Annotated in this window: 17 protein-coding genes; 10 read left to right on the forward strand and 7 right to left on the reverse strand. The window is 67.1% G+C overall.

Annotated features, from left to right (window positions below):
• The first annotated feature begins 178 nt into the window (after positions 1 to 178).
• Both ACT2FV_RS10750 and ACT2FV_RS10755 read left to right on the forward strand, forming a co-directional pair.
• Entirely contained in the window at positions 179 to 679 is a 501-nt protein-coding gene (locus ACT2FV_RS10750; protein ID WP_151050607.1) for a GNAT family N-acetyltransferase, read from the forward strand.
• Between the two features lie 257 nt (positions 680 to 936).
• Entirely contained in the window at positions 937 to 2,532 is a 1,596-nt protein-coding gene (locus tag ACT2FV_RS10755) for a thioredoxin family protein (RefSeq protein WP_444503827.1), read from the forward strand.
• A 48-nt stretch (positions 2,533 to 2,580) separates the two neighbouring features.
• Here the strand turns inward: ACT2FV_RS10755 and ACT2FV_RS10760 are convergent, their stop codons facing one another.
• Positions 2,581 to 2,832 carry a DUF4148 domain-containing protein gene (locus ACT2FV_RS10760; protein ID WP_059598962.1) on the reverse strand — a complete coding sequence of 84 codons (252 nt, stop codon included), beginning with the start codon at positions 2,830 to 2,832 and terminating at the stop codon, positions 2,581 to 2,583.
• 476 nt (positions 2,833 to 3,308) lie between these two features.
• A complete protein-coding gene (locus tag ACT2FV_RS10765; protein WP_059598922.1) occupies positions 3,309 to 4,712 on the reverse strand; it encodes a GntP family permease in 1,404 nt (467 codons plus the stop codon).
• Between the two features lie 326 nt (positions 4,713 to 5,038).
• Here ACT2FV_RS10765 and ACT2FV_RS10770 point away from each other — a divergent pair, with 326 nt between their 5' ends.
• The 5 genes from ACT2FV_RS10770 (at position 5,039) to ACT2FV_RS10790 (ending at position 10,794) form a co-directional block, all read left to right on the forward strand.
• A complete protein-coding gene (locus tag ACT2FV_RS10770; protein WP_444503828.1) occupies positions 5,039 to 6,526 on the forward strand; it encodes a sigma-54 interaction domain-containing protein in 1,488 nt (495 codons plus the stop codon).
• Positions 6,527 to 6,592: 66 nt separating this feature from the next.
• Entirely contained in the window at positions 6,593 to 7,120 is a 528-nt protein-coding gene (locus ACT2FV_RS10775) for a BON domain-containing protein (protein ID WP_059598924.1), read from the forward strand.
• 61 nt (positions 7,121 to 7,181) lie between these two features.
• Entirely contained in the window at positions 7,182 to 7,466 is a 285-nt protein-coding gene (locus ACT2FV_RS10780; RefSeq protein WP_226115234.1) for a hypothetical protein, read from the forward strand.
• 103 nt (positions 7,467 to 7,569) lie between these two features.
• Entirely contained in the window at positions 7,570 to 7,866 is a 297-nt protein-coding gene (locus ACT2FV_RS10785; protein WP_059467298.1) for an H-NS histone family protein, read from the forward strand.
• 570 nt (positions 7,867 to 8,436) lie between these two features.
• Positions 8,437 to 10,794: a GNAT family N-acetyltransferase gene (locus ACT2FV_RS10790; RefSeq protein ID WP_151049302.1), complete on the forward strand. Its 2,358-nt coding sequence runs from the start codon at positions 8,437 to 8,439 to the stop codon at positions 10,792 to 10,794.
• On the opposite strand, the gene ACT2FV_RS10795 is transcribed toward ACT2FV_RS10790, so the two are convergent.
• The 3 genes from ACT2FV_RS10795 to ACT2FV_RS10805 all read right to left on the reverse strand — a co-directional run bounded on the left by ACT2FV_RS10795 (position 10,772) and on the right by ACT2FV_RS10805 (position 13,095).
• Positions 10,772 to 10,906: a hypothetical protein gene (locus tag ACT2FV_RS10795; RefSeq protein WP_444503829.1), complete on the reverse strand. Its 135-nt coding sequence runs from the start codon at positions 10,904 to 10,906 to the stop codon at positions 10,772 to 10,774. The two genes, ACT2FV_RS10790 and ACT2FV_RS10795, sit on opposite strands and share 23 nt — an antisense overlap.
• Before the next feature lie 568 nt (positions 10,907 to 11,474).
• Entirely contained in the window at positions 11,475 to 12,026 is a 552-nt protein-coding gene (locus ACT2FV_RS10800) for a hypothetical protein (protein ID WP_059598926.1), read from the reverse strand.
• Positions 12,027 to 12,273: 247 nt separating this feature from the next.
• The gene (locus tag ACT2FV_RS10805; RefSeq protein ID WP_059598963.1) at positions 12,274 to 13,095 is read right to left on the reverse strand and encodes an IclR family transcriptional regulator; all 822 of its coding nucleotides are present in this window, start codon (positions 13,093 to 13,095) and stop codon (positions 12,274 to 12,276) included.
• Positions 13,096 to 13,761: 666 nt separating this feature from the next.
• Between ACT2FV_RS10805 and ACT2FV_RS10810 the strand changes: the two genes are divergently transcribed.
• Positions 13,762 to 14,610: an ureidoglycolate lyase gene (locus tag ACT2FV_RS10810; RefSeq protein WP_444503830.1), complete on the forward strand. Its 849-nt coding sequence runs from the start codon at positions 13,762 to 13,764 to the stop codon at positions 14,608 to 14,610.
• Positions 14,611 to 14,809: 199 nt separating this feature from the next.
• Here ACT2FV_RS10810 and ACT2FV_RS10815 read toward each other — a convergent pair whose 3' ends face one another.
• Positions 14,810 to 15,193 carry a VOC family protein gene (locus ACT2FV_RS10815; protein WP_059508454.1) on the reverse strand — a complete coding sequence of 128 codons (384 nt, stop codon included), beginning with the start codon at positions 15,191 to 15,193 and terminating at the stop codon, positions 14,810 to 14,812.
• Positions 15,194 to 15,293: 100 nt separating this feature from the next.
• Between ACT2FV_RS10815 and ACT2FV_RS10820 the strand changes: the two genes are divergently transcribed.
• A complete protein-coding gene (locus tag ACT2FV_RS10820) occupies positions 15,294 to 15,938 on the forward strand; it encodes a CGNR zinc finger domain-containing protein (protein WP_444503831.1) in 645 nt (214 codons plus the stop codon).
• A 52-nt stretch (positions 15,939 to 15,990) separates the two neighbouring features.
• Here the strand turns inward: ACT2FV_RS10820 and prpR are convergent, their stop codons facing one another.
• Complete coding sequence (gene prpR, locus ACT2FV_RS10825) at positions 15,991 to 17,970, reverse strand: propionate catabolism operon regulatory protein PrpR (protein WP_059598929.1); 1,980 nt, start codon at positions 17,968 to 17,970, stop codon at positions 15,991 to 15,993.
• Positions 17,971 to 18,141: 171 nt separating this feature from the next.
• Between prpR and prpB the strand changes: the two genes are divergently transcribed.
• Positions 18,142 to 19,035 (forward strand): methylisocitrate lyase, encoded by an 894-nt coding sequence (gene prpB / locus ACT2FV_RS10830; protein WP_059598930.1) that lies wholly within the window; start codon positions 18,142 to 18,144, stop codon positions 19,033 to 19,035.
• Positions 19,036 to 19,123 lie beyond the last annotated feature (88 nt).

Below are 19,123 nucleotides of genomic sequence, written 5' to 3' on the forward strand. Positions count from 1 at the left end.
CGGTCAGAATTTTCCGGATTGGCGCGGATCGCACGAGCACGCTTCGTTGCGGATACAACCTGACGTGCAACGGCGTGACACCCGTGTTTCAAATGCGTGAAATCGGCTAAGCTCGATGCGTTGCTGCGCGCCTGCGCAGTCCGCGCCTTCGGCGCGACATTTCGGAACCGGCCCACCCATGACCGATATCACGATCCGGCACAGCGAGACGCACGACGTCGACGCGATCCGACAGATTGCCGCGCATCCCGCGGTGTACATGAATACGTTGCAGCAGCCGTTTCCGTCGCTCGAAAAATGGCAGAAGCGGCTCGACAACGTGCGCGAGCACGGCGTGAGCCTCGTTGCCGAAATCGACGGCACGGTGGTCGGCCATCTCGGCCTGCATCCCGAGCCGAATCCGCGCCGGCGCCACGCGGCGGCGCTCGGCATGATGGTCGACGCGGCCCGTCACGGGCGCGGCATCGGCGGCCGGCTGCTCGCGGCCGCGATCGATCTCGCGGAGAACTGGCTGAACATCACGCGTCTCGAGCTGACCGTGTTCACCGACAACCGCGCGGCGATCGCGCTCTACGAGAAACACGGTTTCCGCATCGAGGGCGAATCGCCGGATTACGCGTTGCGCGACGGCGTGCATGCGTCCGTGTATCACATGGCCCGGATCAAGGCGCCGCAGTGAAGGACCGGCCGTCGCGGACGTGACGGCACGCGGCCGCGACGCCGCGCGTGATATCCAATCGAGAATTCGTTCGTTTTCCTTCGGTTGTACCCGTCGTATCGTCGAACGATGTGCCGGTCGCTGCGGCCGGCTTCGCTTTTCCGTATCGATACATGCGCGGCGCTGCATGTCGGCCGGCCTCATCGTCATCGCTTCACGGCCCTCGTTGCGTGCGCGGCATCTCCCTGAAACCGTCTTGTTCAACGGAACCCGCTTCGATGAAAACCGCTCTTCGCAATCTCACCGCCGCCTGCCTGTTCGCTGCCGCCAGTGCGGCGCTTGCCGCTGCCGCGCCCGCGGGCGCCCCGGCGGCGAACGCATCGCCCGACGGCGCGCATCTGCCGCCCGGCATCGCGTGGCAGCAGGGCGACGTCGATGCCGCGTTCGCGCGCGCGAAGCGCACCGGCAAGCCGCTGCTGCTGTACTGGGGCGCCGTGTGGTGTCCGTCGTGCAACCAGGTGAAGTCGACGATCTTCAGCCAGCAGGCATTCAAGACCCGCTCGTCGTTCTTCGTGCCCGTATATCTCGACGGCGATACCGAAAGCGCGCAGAAGCTCGGCGAGCGCTTCAAGGTGCACGGCTATCCGACGATGATCCTGTTCCGCCCGGACGGCACCGAAGTGACGCGGCTGCCGGGCGAGGCCGATCTCGAACGCTACATGCAGGCGCTGTCGCTCGGGATGACGGCCGCGCATCCGGTGCGGCAGACGCTCGCGACCGCGCTGAACAACGGCGCGGCACTGACGCCGGCCGAATGGCATCTGCTGGCCGACTATTCCTGGGACACCGACGGCGCGCTGCCGGTGCCGTCCGACCGTGTCGCGGTGACGCTGCAGACGCTGTCGCAACGTGCGCGTGCGGCCGGCGCGAAGGCGGACGCCGCGCGGTTTGCGCTGAAGTCGGCGGTGGTGGCGGCATCGGACGATCCCGCGCAGGCCGGCGCGCTCGACAAGGCGGCGCTCGTCGACGCGCTGCGCGCGGTGCTGCGCGAGCCGGCGCTGGCGCGCGCCGATTCGGACGTGCTCGTCGCAGCGCCCGCGCGCGTGGTCGCGTACCTCGGCGCCGACGCCGCGCAGCGCACGAAGCTGCGCGGCGCGTACGACACGGCGCTCGCGCGCCTGTCGAACGATACGACGCTGTCGTCGATCGACCGCCTGATGGCGCTGCACGGCCGCGTGCTGCTCGCGCGCGGCGACGCGCACGACGGCGCGCCGCTCGCCGCGCCGGCGCTGGTCGATACCGCACGCAAGCAGATCGCGGCATCGGTGCAGGGCGCCGCGAACGCGTACGAGCGGCAGGCGCTCGTCAGCGAAGCGGCGGACACGCTGACCGACGCCGGGCTGTACGACGAATCCGACGTCTTGCTGAAGGCCGAGTTGCCGCGTTCGGCGACGCCGTACTACTTCATGTCGGGACTGGCGGCGAATGCGAAGGCGCGCGGCGACAAGGCCGCGGCGCTTGACTGGTACCGGAAGGCGTACGACTCGGCGAGCGGCCCGGCGACGAAGCTGCGCTGGGGCGCGACCTATTTCGCGAATGCGGTCGCGCTGGCGCCGGACGATTCGGCGCGGATCGAAGCGATCGCCGCGAGCGTGCTCGCGCAGGCCGGCAAGACCAAGGATGCGTTTTATGGGGCGAACCTGCGCGCGCTGACCAAGGTCGTCACGCAACTGAATCGCTGGCGCGGCGGCGGCGCGCACGATGCGTCGGTCAGGTCGGTCGTGAAGCAGTTCGACGCGGTGTGCGCGAAGTTGCCTGCGGGCGATCCGCAGGCAGCGGCATGCGCGAAACTGATCGAGCCGGTGAAGGCGTGAAGGCTTGCGCGGAAGCGGCCGGACGGGACGGCCGCGTCGTGACGGCGATTAGTGGCTCGACTCCGACGATGCACCTTGGTCGCTGCCATACCCGGCACGCTGCTGATGGGCGATCTTCGCTTCGGCGGAAACGATGCTGGCCGGGTAGAACCAATCGCTCGGCTGGAAGCCGGCCTGCTTGAGCGCCTTCACTTCGGCATGAACCTGCGCGCGCGTGAGCGGCGGGTTCGACTGCGCTTGCGCGGCGAGCGGCGCGGATACGGCCAGGGCAACGGCAACTGCGTGAATCAGGCGCTTCATGATCGTGACCTCCATGTTTCCAGCTGTGCGGCCGGCCTTTCGACGGAGCGGCGGCGGTTGAAAGCAGTGTAGGCCCGGCCACGCGCGCGAAAAATGCGGTCGCGCCTAACTCAGTGTTCTGCCGCCGGTAACAATGGATGGCGGACGTGGACGTGGACGTGGACGTGGACGTGGACGGTGCCGGATGGCGGTGCGTGACGGGCGTCGGGCCGTCCGGGCCGTGCGGCGAGATAGCGCCGAGCGGCTCCGGTCGGGCGGGGGACGAACCGGCGGATGAGAACCCCTGCGATCCGCCCCGGTTTGCGCGCGGAGGTGTCGGGAAGGTGCGGCGCGTCGCGACCCGCGTTGCGCTGCCTGCTTCGACGATGCCGGGCCGGTTGCCCAGCCCTGGCGTGCAGAGGAAGGAAGGTGCGCCGGCCGCCGCGATGCGGCCGGACGAGGTGCGGCGGCGTTCGGAACGCCGCCCGATGCGGGGCTTACACGAGGCCCGTCGTGTAGTACACGGCGATCACGAAGAACACTGCGAGCGTCTTGATCACGGTGACCGCGAAGATGTCGCGATACGACTCGCGGTGCGTGAGGCCCGTGACCGCGAGCAGCGTGATGACCGCGCCGTTGTGCGGCAGCGTGTCCATGCCGCCGCTGGCCATCGCGACCACCCGGTGCAGCACGTCCATCGGAATGTTGGCTGCCTGCGCGCCCTTGATGAACAGGTCCGACATCGCGGCGAGCGCGATGCTCATGCCGCCCGACGCCGAACCGGTGATGCCGGCGAGCGAGCTGACCGACACAGCCGCGTTCACCAGCGGGTTCGGAATGCTCTTCAGCGCGTCGCTGACGACGAGGAAGCCCGGCAGCGCGGCGATCACGCCACCGAAACCGTATTCCGACGCCGTGTTCATCGCGGCGAGCAGCGCGCCGCCGACGGCGGCCTTCGAACCGGCCGCGAAGCGGTCGCTGACGCGCTTGAACGCGGTGAGCACGACCAGCACGATGCCGAGCAGCAGCGCGGCCTCGACCGACCAGATCGCGACGACGGTCTTGATCGACGTCGTGACCGGCGTGTGCACGCCGGGCAGCACGTCCGGCGCGACCGTGTACGACGCGGCGCCGTACCACTGCGGAATCAGTTTCGTGAACGTGAAGTTCGATGCGCCGACGAGGATCAGCGGCAGGATCGCCAGCGCCGGATGCGGCAGTGCCGTCGCTTCGACGCGCTCCGGCTCGTTGACGAGCGACGTGCCGTAGCCTTCGCCCTTCGCCATCGCCGAACGGCGGCGCCATTCCAGATACGAGAGGCCGACGATGATGATGAACAGCGAGCCGATCGTGCCGAGCGCGGGTGCGGCCCAGGCGGTCGTCTTGAAGAACGTGGTCGGGATGATGTTCTGGATCTGCGGCGTGCCGGGCAGCGAATCCATCGTGAACGAGAACGCACCGAGCGCGATCGCGCCGGGCATCAGCCGCTTCGGAATATTGCTCTGGCGATAGAGTTCGGCCGCGAACGGATACACGGCGAACACCACGACGAACAGCGACACGCCTCCATAGGTGAGCAGCGCGCACACCGCGACGATCACCGCATTCGCACGCGAACGGCCGATGTAGCGGATCGCGGCATGGACGATCGACTCGGAGAATCCGGACAGTTCGATCACCTTGCCGAACACGGCGCCGAGCATGAAGACCGGGAAATACAGTTTGACGAAGCCGACCATTTTCTCCATGAAGATGCCGGAGAAGACCGGTGCGACGGCCGCGGGTTCGATCAGCAGGACCGCGCCGAGCGCGGCGATCGGCGCGAACAGGATCACGCTGTAGCCGCGATACGCGGCGAACATCAGGAACGCCAGCGCGGCAAGGACGATCACGAAAGACAAGGGAGTCTCCTAATAGCTTGGAATGGCTTTGGTTGTTGTTCGATCGCGGGACGCGCCGCGAACCGGCTCAGGTTCGTGCAGGTTTCGTGCCATCGGCCGGATTGCGCCGCCGGACGTGGATCCGGCGCTGGCTGGCGGGCCCGCGCCGGCCAATGTCTGAAGATTCTACATAAATCGTCTCCATCGGGAGACGATTCGGCCGCCAAGACCGCCCTCTGAATCGGGCAGGGCTTTCCCGGACAAGGGATTCCGGGATGTCTCCGAAATGAGATACTGCGTCTCGTTCCGGAGATATCCGGCCAAGCATACGCGGAGACAACGACACGATGATGAACGACCGGGTCCGCCTGCCCGTCAATTACGGCGATGTGCTGCGGCGCGCCGCCGAGTCGCTGTTTCGGACTTTCGAGGATTCGAGCGCGGGCACGGTGGTCGTCGATCGCGACGCACGCGTCGTGTGGATGAACGAGCGTTATGCGGCGCGCTTCGGGTTCGCCGATCCGCAGCAGGCGGTCGGCCTCGACTGCGAGGCGGTGATTCCGAACAGCCTGATGCGTGAGGTCGTGTCGACCGGACAGCCGATCCTGCTCGACATCATGGAGACGGGCCGCGAGCCGCTCGTCGTCACACGCCTGCCGTTGAAGAACGAGGCGGGCGAGACGGTCGGCGCGATCGGCTTCGCACTGTTCGACCAACTGAAGACGCTCACGCCGATCTTTTCCCGCTACGCGCAGCTTCAGCAGCAGCTGATCGCGACGCAGCGTTCGCTCGCGCAGGCACGCCGTGCGAAATACACGTTCGCGAGTTTCGTCGGCACGAGCGCCGCAAGCCTCGAAACCAAGCGGCAGGCGCGGCGCGCCGCACAGGTCGATTCGCCGGTGCTGTTGCTCGGCGAGACGGGCACCGGCAAGGAACTGCTCGCGCATGCGATTCACGCGGCGTCGGCGCGCGCGCTCCAGCCGCTCGTGACCGTCAACGTGGCCGCGATTCCCGACACGCTGCTCGAAACCGAATTCTTCGGCGCGGCGCCGGGCGCGTATACCGGTGCCGATCGCAAGGGACGCGTCGGCAAGTTCGAGCTGGCCGATCGCGGCACGCTGTTTCTCGACGAGATCGGCGACATGCCGCTGCCGCTGCAGGGCAAGCTGCTGCGCGTATTGCAGGACAAGGAGTTCGAACCGGTCGGCTCGAACCGGATCGTGCGTGCCGACGTGCGGATCATCGCCGCGACGTCGGCTGACCTGCCCGCGCTGGTCGAGGCCGGCCGTTTTCGCGCGGATCTCTATTACCGGCTCAATGTGCTGACGATTCATGCGCCGCCGTTGCGCGAACGCGCGTCCGACATCGCGGCGCTCGTCTACGCGACGCTCGAGGAGCTGGCCGCGCAGCACGGTCGCGCTGCGCACTGCGAACTGACCGACGATGCGCTGCGGATGCTGTGCGCGTACCCGTGGCCGGGCAACGTACGCGAGCTGCGCAACACGCTCGAGCGTGCGCTGATGCTGTCGGATCGCTCGGTGATCGATGCGGGTGCGCTCGCGCCGTTCCTCGGGCCGGTGCGCGTGGTGCCGGATAGCGTGCCGGCGGGCACGCGGGCTGCTCCGTCGCCGGTCGGCCGGGATGCGGGCGATGCAGCGGGGGCGCCTGGTGCGCCGGTCGTTTCGTATACCGATGCATTGGCCGCGTGGGAGCGTCAGTTCCTGATCGACGCCCTTGCGGCATGCGACGGGAAGGTGGTCGAAGCGGCCGCGCGCATCGGCATCGGCCGGGCGACGCTGTACAAGAAACTGACGGCGCTCGGGATCGCCCGGTAGCAAGCGACGGTGGATGCGCCCGGACATGAGGAACGGCACCGGTGAAGTGCCCGACAGGAGACGACGATGAAGCGAATCGCAATTGCCGGATGGCTGGCCGTACTGGTGGCGACGTCCTCGCTCGCACAGGCGGGTGACGCGGACACACCCGCGGTGCGACGCAACTGGTACAACGATCCGTTCGTCGCACTGTCGCGAGGCTTCGCCGAATGCCCGCTGCCGCTCGGCCCGTGGATGACGCGCGCCGAGATGGAAGACGACGCGCATTACCGCGTCGAGCGCGGGACCACCTGCTGGCTCGCCCACCGCTGCACGAAACCGAATTCGTATATGTATGACGCGCCGATCGCCGAGGCGGCGAAAGCGCATTTCGCGGGCACCGATCGTCTGCAGGGCACGAGCCTGTGGATCACCGTGCAGCGGCGCTTCATCTATGTCGAAGGCTGTGCCGATCCGGCATTCGATCGGCAGGCGCTGGAGCGCGAACTCGGCGCGCTTCCCGACGTCGAGCAGGTGTTCGTTCGCATCACCGACGATCCGCACCGGGCCGTGCCGTACAAGACGCGCGGACGGCCGGACCGGGCGCCTGACTGAACGACTGACGGCGGTGCATGGCATACTCGCGGCATTAAAAAATCGGTTGACGGAAAGAACAATGAAACACATGCTTGCGTCGGTCTGTCGGTGGCCTCGAATGCATTGGCGTCGGGCCGGATTGTTGGCCCTCGTTGCGGGGCTCGGCGGGTGCGGCGGCGGGGCGCCACTGTTCACTTCGGATGGGCGCCCGACCACGCAGGTGCAGTGCACCGGTAGCGACTGGAGCAATTGCACGGACAATGCCCGAGCCATCTGCAACGGTGAATTCGACGTCCTTCAGCAATCGACCGATGACGCAATGCGAAATCTTCTCTTCGCATGCAAGAAGAAAAGCGGTTATTGATCCCGACATGATCGGATAAAGAGACCGTAGTCGGGTGAGACGCTTTTCTATTAGCTTGGAGTCGGCTATTTTTCATGAATAACACTCACGGAGTCCCATCCATATGGCGACCTACAGGCAACTGACAGCGCAGCTCGAAAGACTTCAGCAAAAGATCGACAAGGAACGCGAAAAGGCGATTGCCGATGCGATTGCCGCCATTCGGGCAAAAATCGAGGAATTCGACATCACCGCGGAAGAACTCGGTTTTCGACCGATCGGCGCCGCTGCTGCCGCGAAACCGAAGCGTCCGTTGCCGCCGAAGTACCTGAACCCGAAGACGGGCGAAACGTGGAGTGGCCGCGGGCGGGCGCCGGCATGGCTCGGCAAGAACCGCGCGCGTTTCCTGATCAAGGACTGACTCCCGAAAATCCTCACCTTTCGTGCGCTGACTGACGGTGCGAACGGCCATGCGGCCGTCGCACCGTTTTGTTTTTGGGCAGTCGCAGCAGGACTCGAAACCGCGAGTTGAACACCAATGCCGCGCGATTAACGGATATCGTTTTGCGAATTCGCCGCGATTCGACCGGGTATTGCCGTGAATTCCCGTAAACAACCCCGTAATTTCGCGGCATGCGCGCATTGGCATTCTCGATCTTCGCGGTGCAGACGTACCGCCGATTGCGATCACCTCTCGCGTACTTGCGCTGCGTGCCCTGCAATTCCCGAACTTGCTCACCATGCCTCCTGTATCTCCTCACCTTTGAAACGGCGACCGGATGGGCGCATCGTGTCGCCTTCGCCCGTTGCGTCGTGCAAAGACGCGGTGACCGGCTCATGTTGCGGGCATTGATGCGCGTCGCACAGTCGGCCGTTTGGCATATAGGCAGCCGCATCGGGTTCGCCTATGCTTGGAGTTCGCGTCGACCGGCGCACGGCCATTCGGCTCGTGTGCGGGTCGGGTCGTTTTTCATTACCGTGTGGAGCCGATGTGACCGTCCGCCATCTCGATGCGTTGTTCCAGCCCAGGTCCGTTGCGGTCGTCGGTGCATCGTCGCGCGCGGGCAGTATTGGTGCGATGGTGTGGGCGCGCGTGCTCGATGGCGCGTTCGAGGGGCCCGTGTGGCCCGTCAATCCGAAGTATCGCGAGCTGAACGGGTACTCGGTCGTGGCCGATGTCGAACGGCTGCCCGCCCCGCCCTCGGTCGCCGTGATCTGCACGCCGCCTGCCACGTGGGCCGGCATCGTGCGCAAGCTCGGCGAGATCGGCACGCGTGTCGCGGTGATTGTCGGTGAGGCGCGCACCGACGCCGACCGCGCCGCGCTCGATCGCACGCTCAAGGCCGCGAAGCCGTTCGTGCTCCGTATCGTCGGGCCCGGCAGTCTCGGCGTGCTGTCGCCCGCGCGGCATGCGCATTTCGGCGCGCCGGCCTATACGGTGCGATCGGGTGGCGTCGCCTGGGTGTCGCAATCGAACGCGCTGACGAATGCGGTACTCGGCTGGGCCGATGCGCGAGGCCTCGGCTTTTCACATGTCGTCGCGTTGGGTAGCGAGGCCGACGTCGATGCAGGCGATGTGCTCGACTACCTCGCGAGCGATCCCGGCACGCGCGCGATCTTGCTCGAGCTCGACACCGTGTGTGCCGCGCGCAAGTTCATGTCGGCAGCGCGTGCGGCGGCGCGCAACAAACCGGTGCTCGCGCTGCGCACCGGGCGCGCCGATCCCGGCGATGCGCTTTACACGGCGGCGTTCCAGCGTGCGGGGATGGTGCGTGTCGATGCACTCGACGATCTGCTCGACGAGATCGAGACGCTCGGCGTCGGGCGCGTCACCGCGCGCGGCGCGGCCACACTCGTGACGAGCGACGCAGGCGTCGCGAAACTCGCGGTCGATGCGGTCGCGGAGGTGCGCGACGTGCTGGTCGACTGGCCGGCCGAGGCAACGTCGGCGGTCGCGGCCGCGCTGCCGCATCTCCGCGGGCCCGGCAATCCGCTGACGCTCGGCGACGATGCGCGCCCCGAGCATTTCGGCGCCGCCATCAAGGCGCTCGCGCCGTTTCCGCAAACGGGCACGCTGTTCGTCGTGCATTCGACGTCCCACAGCGCGCCGGCCGACGCGGTCGCGCGCACGCTGATCGAATCTCGGCAGTACGCGCACCGCGGCATCCTCGCGTGTTTCTTCGGTGCGGTCGACGCGGCGACGCGCGACGCACTGCACGCGAACGGCATTCCGGTGCACACCACACCGCAGCGGCTTGCGCGCGCATACGCACGGCTCGTCGACTACAACCTCGGGCGGCAGTTGCTGATGCAGACGCCCGAGGGCACGCCGCTGCAGCCGGCCGAGTGCGTTGCGTCCGCGCAGGCCGAGGCCCGACGGATGGTCGAGGCCGGCGAGCATGAACTGGCCGGCGAAGCAGCGTTGCGCTGGTTGTCGCACTTCGGCGTGCACGGCGAGCCGGCCGATGCGCCGGTGGGCACCAGAGTCGTCGACGTCACAGTCGACATGTACGACGATTCGAACTTCGGCCCGGTGTTTCGTTATGCCGTGCCGCCGACCGACGGCGTATCGGCGCCTTTCGTCGTGTACGGGCTGCCACCGCTGAATACGGTGCTCGCCCGCGCGGTGATGGAGCGTTCACCCTATGCGCGCCGCACGCCCGTCGAACCCACGCTCGATGCGCTGACGGCGCTGTCGCAAGTTGTTTGCGACGTGCGCGAGGTCGTCGCGATGTCGGTCACGCTGCGCGTGCTGTCCGACCGGGCATACGTGGTCGCGCCGCGCATCACGCTGGCGGCCGGGCGCAGCCGGCTCGCGATCATGCCGTATCCGCGCCATCTCGAGCAGACGCTCGAATGGCGCGGCGAGACCGTGACGATCCGGCCGATCCGTCCGGAAGACGAAGAAGCGCACAACGAACTGCTTGGCGCGATGACGCCGGACGATTTGCGGATGCGTTTCTTCGGTGCCGTGCGCAGCTTCGATCATTCGCAAGTCGCGCGCATGACTCAGATCGACTACGACCGTGAGATGGCCTTCATCGTGTCGTTCACCGACGTATCGGGCCGGTCGCACACACTCGCGGTGGCGCGCGCGGTTGCCGATCCCGACAACGAGACGGCCGAGTTCGCGATTGCTGTCCGGCCAGATCAGAAGGGCAAGGGGCTCGGGCGGCTGATGATGGCGCGTATCATCGACTACGCGCGATCGCGCGGCACCGCGTGGATGGTCGGCGAGGCGCTGCGCGAGAACACCGCGATGATCTCGCTGGCGAAATCCTGCGGTTTCGAGGTGTCGACGACGGAGGAGCCCGGCGTGGTGGGGTTCAGGATGAAGCTGCAACCGTAATCGCGTCGGCGAGTGTGCCTGAACGTTCGGCGGTGTCGTGCGCAGCCGCTACGGAACGCGCGATGTCGTTGATGCGCAGCCGCGACCGGGCGAACTGGTTGTAGTTCGGCATGCAGATCGTTCGACTCTTTCGCCTCACTGTGCGGATCGGTACGACGCTCGCTTCGCGACCGGCGGGAAAGGGCGATCTCGTCGAGTTACAGCGTCCGCGGCGGGCGGTTGCGTATGCTGGTGACCTCGGCGTATCGCCGGTTCCGGCGCAATATTCGAGCGCACTGACGCCCGCCTTGCGCACCGCCAGCATTGAAAGCGGACCAAAGGTGAGATTTTTCAGGAGCCGAAAGTGAGCTTTTCCGGGAGCAATCGGGTGAGTCGATACGGAAGCACCCGGTGATCCTTCGCGGGAGCTGCCGGTGAGCCCTTGCGGGAGGCCCCGGTGAGCCTTTCCGGGAAGGGGGGAGCGTCTGCGGGATGCGTCGGTGAGGACGTTCGGGAGGGGCTGGTGAGCGTCTCCGGAAACTTCAGGTGAGCTTTTACGGGATGCTCAGGTGAGCGCTTACGGGATGCTTTGGTGAGACTTTTCGGGAGCCCACGGACGCAGTGCTCCGTCTGGCGCGGCGCGGGTTTCGGCCAGCGTCCGCGCCGGTGCGGGCACGCATGAACCGTGCCCGCGATGGCATTTATGCAGCAAGTTTCGACGCTGCGTCGTTCACCTGGTCACGCGAAATCGCGAGTTCTTCGAGGTGCGCGTCGGCATAAACGCCGCCGGTTTCGCGCTCGAGGCGGGCGATCGTCAGGGCGCAACGCGCGGTGTCCTTCGGCATCGCGATGAAGCGCTTGACCGATTCGCCGGACGTAAATGCATCGAACAGCGCGCCGCGCACGTCGTCCGGAAGCGTCTTGGTCCATTGGTACGGCTTGCCGTTGAACGTGATCGACGGCGGCAGCGTGCGCTCCTTCTTGGTGGCCGTGATCAGGCCGTAGGTGCGCGCAGCGTCGCCGATCTGCTCGGGCGAGAAGAGTTCGTCGGGCGTGATGTCGAACTGCTCGATGTAGTTCTCGATCGCCCGCATCGCTTCGGCACGGTCGTCGCGCTTCTTCTGCGCACGCGCGACGATGTCGCGCAGCTCGTCCGCTTCCTCGGGCGTGATCGTGAAGCTCGCCTGCTTCTGCTGAAGTTCGGAGAAACGCTGGAATTCTTGATCGTTCAGAAGTTTGGCCATGACATCCATCGGATACGACGGCCGCGACAGCCGGCCGTCGTCGTTTTTGAGAGGGCCGCTATTCTAGCGTAGCGCGGCGTCCGCGCATCCGGAAACGGTCTGCCGGATGCCGGTACGAGAGCCCGCGTGGCCGGCACGCATCGCACACCGCGTGCGCGATGTCGAGCCCGCCCGCCTGCCCGCTGGCCGTGTGACCGAACGACCGCCGCGCCCGAACGGTCTGCCACCTTCAGAGCGGTCGACCGTTCCGCAACGTTCAGCAAGTCTCCGCGCGGTACATCGACAACTGGCCTGCCGTATCGCGCAGTCCCACGACGACGACCTCGACCGACGGCGCCATATGCGCGTCGATCCGGCGCATGTACGGGCAGGTCAGCACCGCGATCGCATGGCCGGCCGGGCCGAGGATCGGCGCGCTCAGGTCGGTCACGCCGTATGCCTGGCGGCTGTCCTGGCGCACATAACCGGACTGGCGGATGGACTGGCACGCATGCGCGAGTTCCTGCTCGTTCATCGGGGTTTCGCCCTTGACCTTGCGATGCTCGGCCAGCATGTGCGCACGCTGCTCGGCACCCTGGAACGACAGCATCACGCGCCCCGACGCCGTATCGGCGAGCCCGACGCGCGAGCCGAGCCGCACCGACACACCCCATGGGCCGGGGCCGTCCACCTGCGCAATCACGAGCAGGTTGCCGCGATCGTAGACGGTCAGGTGGCACGACTGTTCCGCCGCGTCGGCAAAGCGCTGCATCAGCGGCAAGGCCTCGGCGATCAGCCGGTTCATTGGCGGATGCCGATGCGCGAGCGCGAACAGTTTCAGGCTGAGCGTGTAACGGTCGCCGCCACTCGAGCGCATCACGTAGCGGCGTGCGACGAGACGCTCGAGCATCCGGTAGATCTCGCTCGCGTTGCGGCCGAGTTCCTTCGTGATTTCGGTGCGGGTGAGTCCTTCCTTCTGTTCCGACAGGAGTTCGAGAATGTCGAGACCCTTGTCGAGCGCGGGCGCGCGATAGCGGTCGGCTGTGCCCATCGACTCCCGTGCGTCGCTGCCGGGGAGCGGGTTATTGGTCGTTTGCATCATGGGGTAGGAAGTCCGGGGATTGCCAATCGGGTGGCGACGCACGCCGGCCGGTTTTGCACGCGAATTCGTGAAGCCGCATGCGGATGTGACTGCCATCCGCGCGAGCTTAACAACAAACGTTCAGTGTGCAATGCAGCGTCTTTTTACCGATCGTTACCCAGCAAGAACGGATTACATATCGTTCCCGATGACAGGTTCATAAGAAATATTCGCAATTCATCTTTTGGTGTCGACGGACGGCGACTTTCGGCGTAAAGCCGAACGGTTCGGCAGGCCGGATGCTGCGGTGCAACCTCCATGAGCGCACCAATAGTCGGTATCCGTCGCGCGCCATTTCACGGCGGGCCGCCGGTGGTACAAAGAGCGGCGGGCCAGCGACGGCGCGGCCGCGCGTGAAGCCGGCCGGCACAGCACAGGCCGGCACGTGTCGCGAATGCCGCGCCGTCGTCGCCGATGCGCAGACCGGCGGCCGCCCGTTCGATGCGCGTCGCACTCCGGTGCGGCGCCGCGATCGCTGCGCCTGCGCGAGCCTCGCGTGTCGATTGGCCTGCCGGATGCGGCGCCGACGCGCGTCATCGACGATCGACATTCAGTCCGGCGAGTGGCCGTCAACGGCTGCGTCGGCCGGTATCCTGTCACATTCGACAACAGAGGTTGAGCACGATGAAACTGCTTCGCTATGGCCCGCCGGGCCAGGAAAAGCCCGGTATTCTCGACGCGGACGGCCGGATTCGCGACCTGTCCGCGCACGTGCCGGATCTTGCTGGCGACGCGCTGTCCGACGCCGCGCTCGCGCGCCTGCGCGCGATCGACCCGGCCACGCTGCCGCTCGTCGCTGGCGAGCCGCGCATTGGCGCGTGCGTCGGGCGCGTCGGCAAGTTCATCGGCATTGGTCTGAATTATGCCGATCACGCGGCCGAAGCCGGCATGCCGGTACCGAAGGAGCCGGTGGTATTCGGCAAATGGACGAGTTCGATCTGCGGCCCGAACGACGGTATCGACATCCCGAAGGGCTCGGTGAAGACGGACTGGGAAGTCGAGCTGGGCGTCGTGATCGGCGCGACGTGCAAGGACGTCGACGAGGCGCGCGCGCTGGATTACGTCGCCGGCTATTGCGTCGTCAACGACGTCTCCGAGCGCGAGTGGCAGATCGAACGCGGCGGCCAGTGGGACAAGGGCAAGGGCTTCGATACGTTCGGCCCGATCGGCCCGTGGCTCGTGACGCGCGACGAGGTGCCCGATCCGCAGCGCCTCGACCTGTGGCTCGAGATCGACGGCCACCGCTACCAGAACGGCAACACGCGCACGATGGTGTTCACCGTCGCGCAACTGATCGCCTACCTGTCGACCTGCATGACGCTGCAACCGGGCGACGTGATCACGACTGGTACGCCGCCGGGCGTCGGGATGGGCATCAAGCCATCGCCGGTGTTCCTGAAGGCCGGCCAGACCGTGCGCCTCGGGGTCGAGGGGCTGGGCGAGCAACGGCAGGGCACGCGCAACGCGCAGTAGGCCAGTGTGCGGCGCGGGCCGGATCGCGGGCGCAATCGACCGCAACCCGGCCGTGCCGTCCGACCGTCCGCTCGGCCACTGGCGTGATTGCTCGCGGTGGCCGTCGCGAACCGGCCATCGATGCAGCAAAGACAAGGGCCCGATTCCGCGCGATGCGGAATCGGGCCCTTGTCGTTCACCCGTGTCGGTGCGAACCGGATCAGACGACGTTGTCCAGCTCGCAATGGGCTTCGAGCCGATACCCGTCGGGATCGACGACGAATGCCGCGTAATAGCCGGGGCCGTAGTGCTCGCGCTTGCCCGGCCCGCCATTGTCCTGTCCGCCGTGCTGCAGCGCGGCGCGATAGAACGCATCGACTTCCACGGGCGACGAGGCGCGAAACGACACGTGCAACCCTGAATCGGGATCGGCGACGACCGGACGCGCCGCGTGCTGCAACCACAGCACCGGTTCGCTGGTGCCGTAGCCGAGGGATCCGTCGTCGCTGTACAGCCGCTTGTAGCCGAGCGCGCCAAGCGTGTTGTCGTAGAACGCGCGGCTGCGGTCGATGTGGGCAACGCCGAACGAAAGGTGATCGATCATCTGTGGCTCCTTGAACTGAAGGGGGGACGTCAGTGCAGCAAACCTTTTTTAACCACCATGCTGGTTATGTTAGAAAGCGTCCGGCCACTTGTCAACCGGTATGGTGGTTAGATACGATCGCGTCATGAGCAAAACGCAACCTTCCGTCGCGGACTGCCTGGTTCCGGCGCCGTCCGAAACGCTGAGCATCGATTTCGCGAACACGCTGTACTGGCGCGGCGCGGACGCACCGACCGAAACCTTCGGCACGCTGGATGACCTGTTCACATGGTGCCGCGAGCAGGCGGGGATGCCGGCCGGCCTGGCCGACGTATGTCGTGCACAAGTGAAGGAGAAGGAGAGCGAGCCGGCGATGCTGGCGCGCGCGCTCGCGTTACGCGAGGCGCTGTATCGGCTCTTTCACGCGCAGGCCGAGCGGCGCGAGCCGCAAGCCGACGATCTCGCGCTGCTGGGCGGTTTTCTGGCGGAAGCGGCGCCGCGCGTCGCGCTCGCGCGGATCGACGGCGGCTACGCGTGGCGGATCGGGGCAGCGGACGCGACGCTCGCGAGGTTGCTGAGCCCGGTGCTGTGGTCGGCGACGGACCTGCTGGGCGGCGCGCGGCTCGCGAAGGTCAAGCGCTGCGCGAACGACGCATGCCAGTGGCTGTTCATCGACGACAGCAAGAACGGCAGCCGTCGCTGGTGCTCGATGTCTTCGTGCGGGAATCGCGCGAAGGCTTACCGCCACTATCACAAGGCCGATTGACGGCGGCGCGCGTCCGGCGCGTCATTACCTGCCGCTCCTGCCTCGCCCGAACCTATTTCGCCGACAGCTTCCGCCACAGCGTCGTCTTGCTGATGCCGAGCATCGCGCACGCGCGATCGCGATCGCCGCCGCACGCGTCGAGCACCGCGCGGATCTCGTCGGCTTCGGCGCGGCGGCGGCGCGCGTGGAGTGTCTGCGCGTCGTCGGTGTCGGTCGAGTCCGGCGGCGCGGCGAACAACTCGGGCGCGATCGCCTGCAGCGCATCGGGCGTGAGCGCCGCGCATGAGGCGCCCGGATGCGCGTCGACTTCCTCGGCCAGTTCCACCGCGATCCGCTCGACCACGTTCTGCAGTTCCCGCACGTTGCCGGGCCATCGGTAGCGAGCGAGCGTCGCCTGCGTCGCGTCGAGCACGCGCACCGCATCGCCGACCTCGCGCACGCGTTCGGCCAGCCGCGGTTCGCGCCGCGCAGCCTGCACGAGCAGCGTGGCCGCGAGCGCCGGAATGTCGGTGGCGCGCTCGCGCAGCGGCGGCAGGCCAATGTTCAGGATGTTGAGCCGGTAATACAGGTCCGCGCGGAACGTGCCGTCCTCGACGGCCGCGAGCAGCGGGCGGTGCGTCGCGGCGATCACGCGCACGTCGATGCGGATCGGCTCGGTCGAGCCGAGGCGGATCACCTCGCGCTCCTGCAGCACGCGCAGCAGCCGGCTCTGCAGCGACGGCGGCATTTCGCCGATCTCGTCAAGAAACAGCGTGCCGCGGTGCGCGGCTTCGAACAGGCCGGTCTTGCCGCCGCGCCGCGCGCCGGTGAACGCGCCTTCCTCGTAACCGAACAGCTCGCTCTCGAGCAGCGCCTCCGGAAACGCGCCGCAGTTGATCGCGACGAACGGATAGCTGTGCCGCACGGACAGCGCGTGCAGGCTCTGCGCGATCATCTCCTTGCCGGTGCCGCTTTCGCCGAGCACGAGGACGGTCGCGTCGGATTTCGCGTAGCGCCGCACGAGATCGCGCACGCGCGCCATCGGCGCGGACGCGCCGATCACGTCGTCGAGCGTGTAGCGCGCCGCGAACTGCTGCGTGTTCGGCTGCGAGCGCAGCGCGCGGTCGAGCCGTTCGACCGCGCGCGATTCCTGGAACGTCAGCACGCTGCCCGACGTCACGCCGCGATCGACGAGCGGCCCGCGATGCACGACGTAGCGCACGCCGCGCACGGTCGCAAGCGCGTCGCCGTCCTCGCCGCGCAGCGTGCGCAACTCCGGGCGCAGGTCGACCAGCGCGCGGCCGACGGCCGCCGCGGGTTCGACCCCGAGCGCCGACGCGAGCCGTTCGTTGATGGCTTCGACGCGACCGCGCGCATCGAGCGCGACCACGCCGTCGCGCAGATGCTGCAACAGGTTGTCGAGCCGCTGGCGGCGAAACGCCTCGGCGTGTGTCGCGTACGCGACTTCGAGCGCCGTCTCGACCGCCTGGCGAACCGACGCGTGCGAATACAGGAACACGGCGCCCATGCCGGCGCTCGCCGCGAGATCGGTGACGAGGCCGGGGCCGACGATCGTCTCGATGCCGCGGTCGTGCAGGTCGTGCACGCAGGCTTCCGCTTCCTGCGCGGACTGATATGACGCAAACTGCACGTCGAGGCCGTAAGCGGCGACGAAGCGACGCACTTCGGGCGGCGTCTCGCCGGCGCTGACGAGCGCGATCCGCGTGGCATCGCGCCGTGCGCGCGCGAGCGCCTGCATCACGTCGAAGCCGGTCGGCGACACGACCACGACCGGCACCTGCGCACGCGTTTTCAGGAAGCCGCCGTTCGAGCCGGCCGCGACGATCACGTCGGGCCGCGCGGTGCCGGCCTCCGCGATCGCGCTCAACGCATCTTCGTACGCGCGCGTGACGATGCGCACGTCGGCACGTTCGTCGAATTCGCCGGCGATCTCGCGAAACAGGTCGCGCAGGCGGCTGATGCCCATCGCCCAGATGCGCGGGCGAACGGTGCGGTCGGCCGGGCCGACGGGCTTGGTCGAGGAGAGGTCCATGGCGACCGATTATGCGCGCGGGATTTCATTTCTGAAACATGAAATTGCCGAATTGAAATCACCGGACGATTCATCGCACGTGCCGGTTGCTTAAGAATCAGTGGGTTAGCGGTGTTTCGCGAGCTGGCCCGGTCCTTGCTGTTTGATGGGCATTCCTTCAGGAGGCCGTTCATGAGCAACACGCATCTTCAGAGCGCCGGCGCGAAATTCCGCGCGGCAGTCGCGGCCGAGCAGCCGCTGCAGGTGGTCGGCGCGATTACCGCGTATGCAGCCAAGATGGCGCAGGCCGTCGGCTTCAAGGCCGTCTACCTGTCGGGTGGCGGCGTCGCCGCGAATTCGCTCGGCATCCCCGATCTCGGCATCAGCACGATGGAAGACGTGCTGATCGACGCGAACCGGATCACCAACGCGACCGACCTGCCGCTGCTGGTCGACATCGACACGGGCTGGGGCGGCGCGTTCAACATCGCGCGCACGGTCCGTTCGTTCATCAAGGCCGGCGTCGCGGCCGTCCACCTCGAGGACCAGGTCGGCCAGAAGCGCTGCGGCCACCGTCCGGGCAAGGAAGTCGTGCCGACCGACGAAATGGTCGATCGCGTGAAGGCCGCGGTCGATGCGCGCACCGACGACCAGTTCGTGATCATGGCCCGCACCGACGCGGCAGCCGCCGAAGGGATCGACGCCGCGATCGAGCGCGCGATCGCATACGTGGAAGCCGGCGCCGACATGATCTTCCCGGAAGCGATGAAGACGCTCGACGACTACCGCCGCTTCAAGGCCGCCGTGAAGGTGCCGATCCTCGCGAACCTGACCGAATTCGGCTCGACGCCGCTGTTCACGCTCGACGAGTTGCGCGAGGCGAACGTCGACATCGCGCTGTACTGCTGCGGCGCCTATCGCGCGATGAACAAGGCCGCGCTGAATTTCTACGAGACGTTGCGTCGCGACGGCACGCAGAAGGCTGCGGTGCCGACCATGCAGACCCGCGCCGAGCTGTACGACTTCCTCGGCTATCACGAATACGAGCGCAAGCTCGACGAACTGTTCGCGCAGGGCAAGAAGTAACGCGGCCCGCGCGCCGGGACACGGTTCCCGGAATGCTTTGCATGAAGCCGGAACGCGCGCACCCGCGCCGCGCCCGGCCGACATGACA

Source organism: Burkholderia sp. PR2 (assembly GCF_052372875.1).
Taxonomy (GTDB): Bacteria; Pseudomonadota; Gammaproteobacteria; order Burkholderiales; family Burkholderiaceae; genus Burkholderia; species Burkholderia diffusa.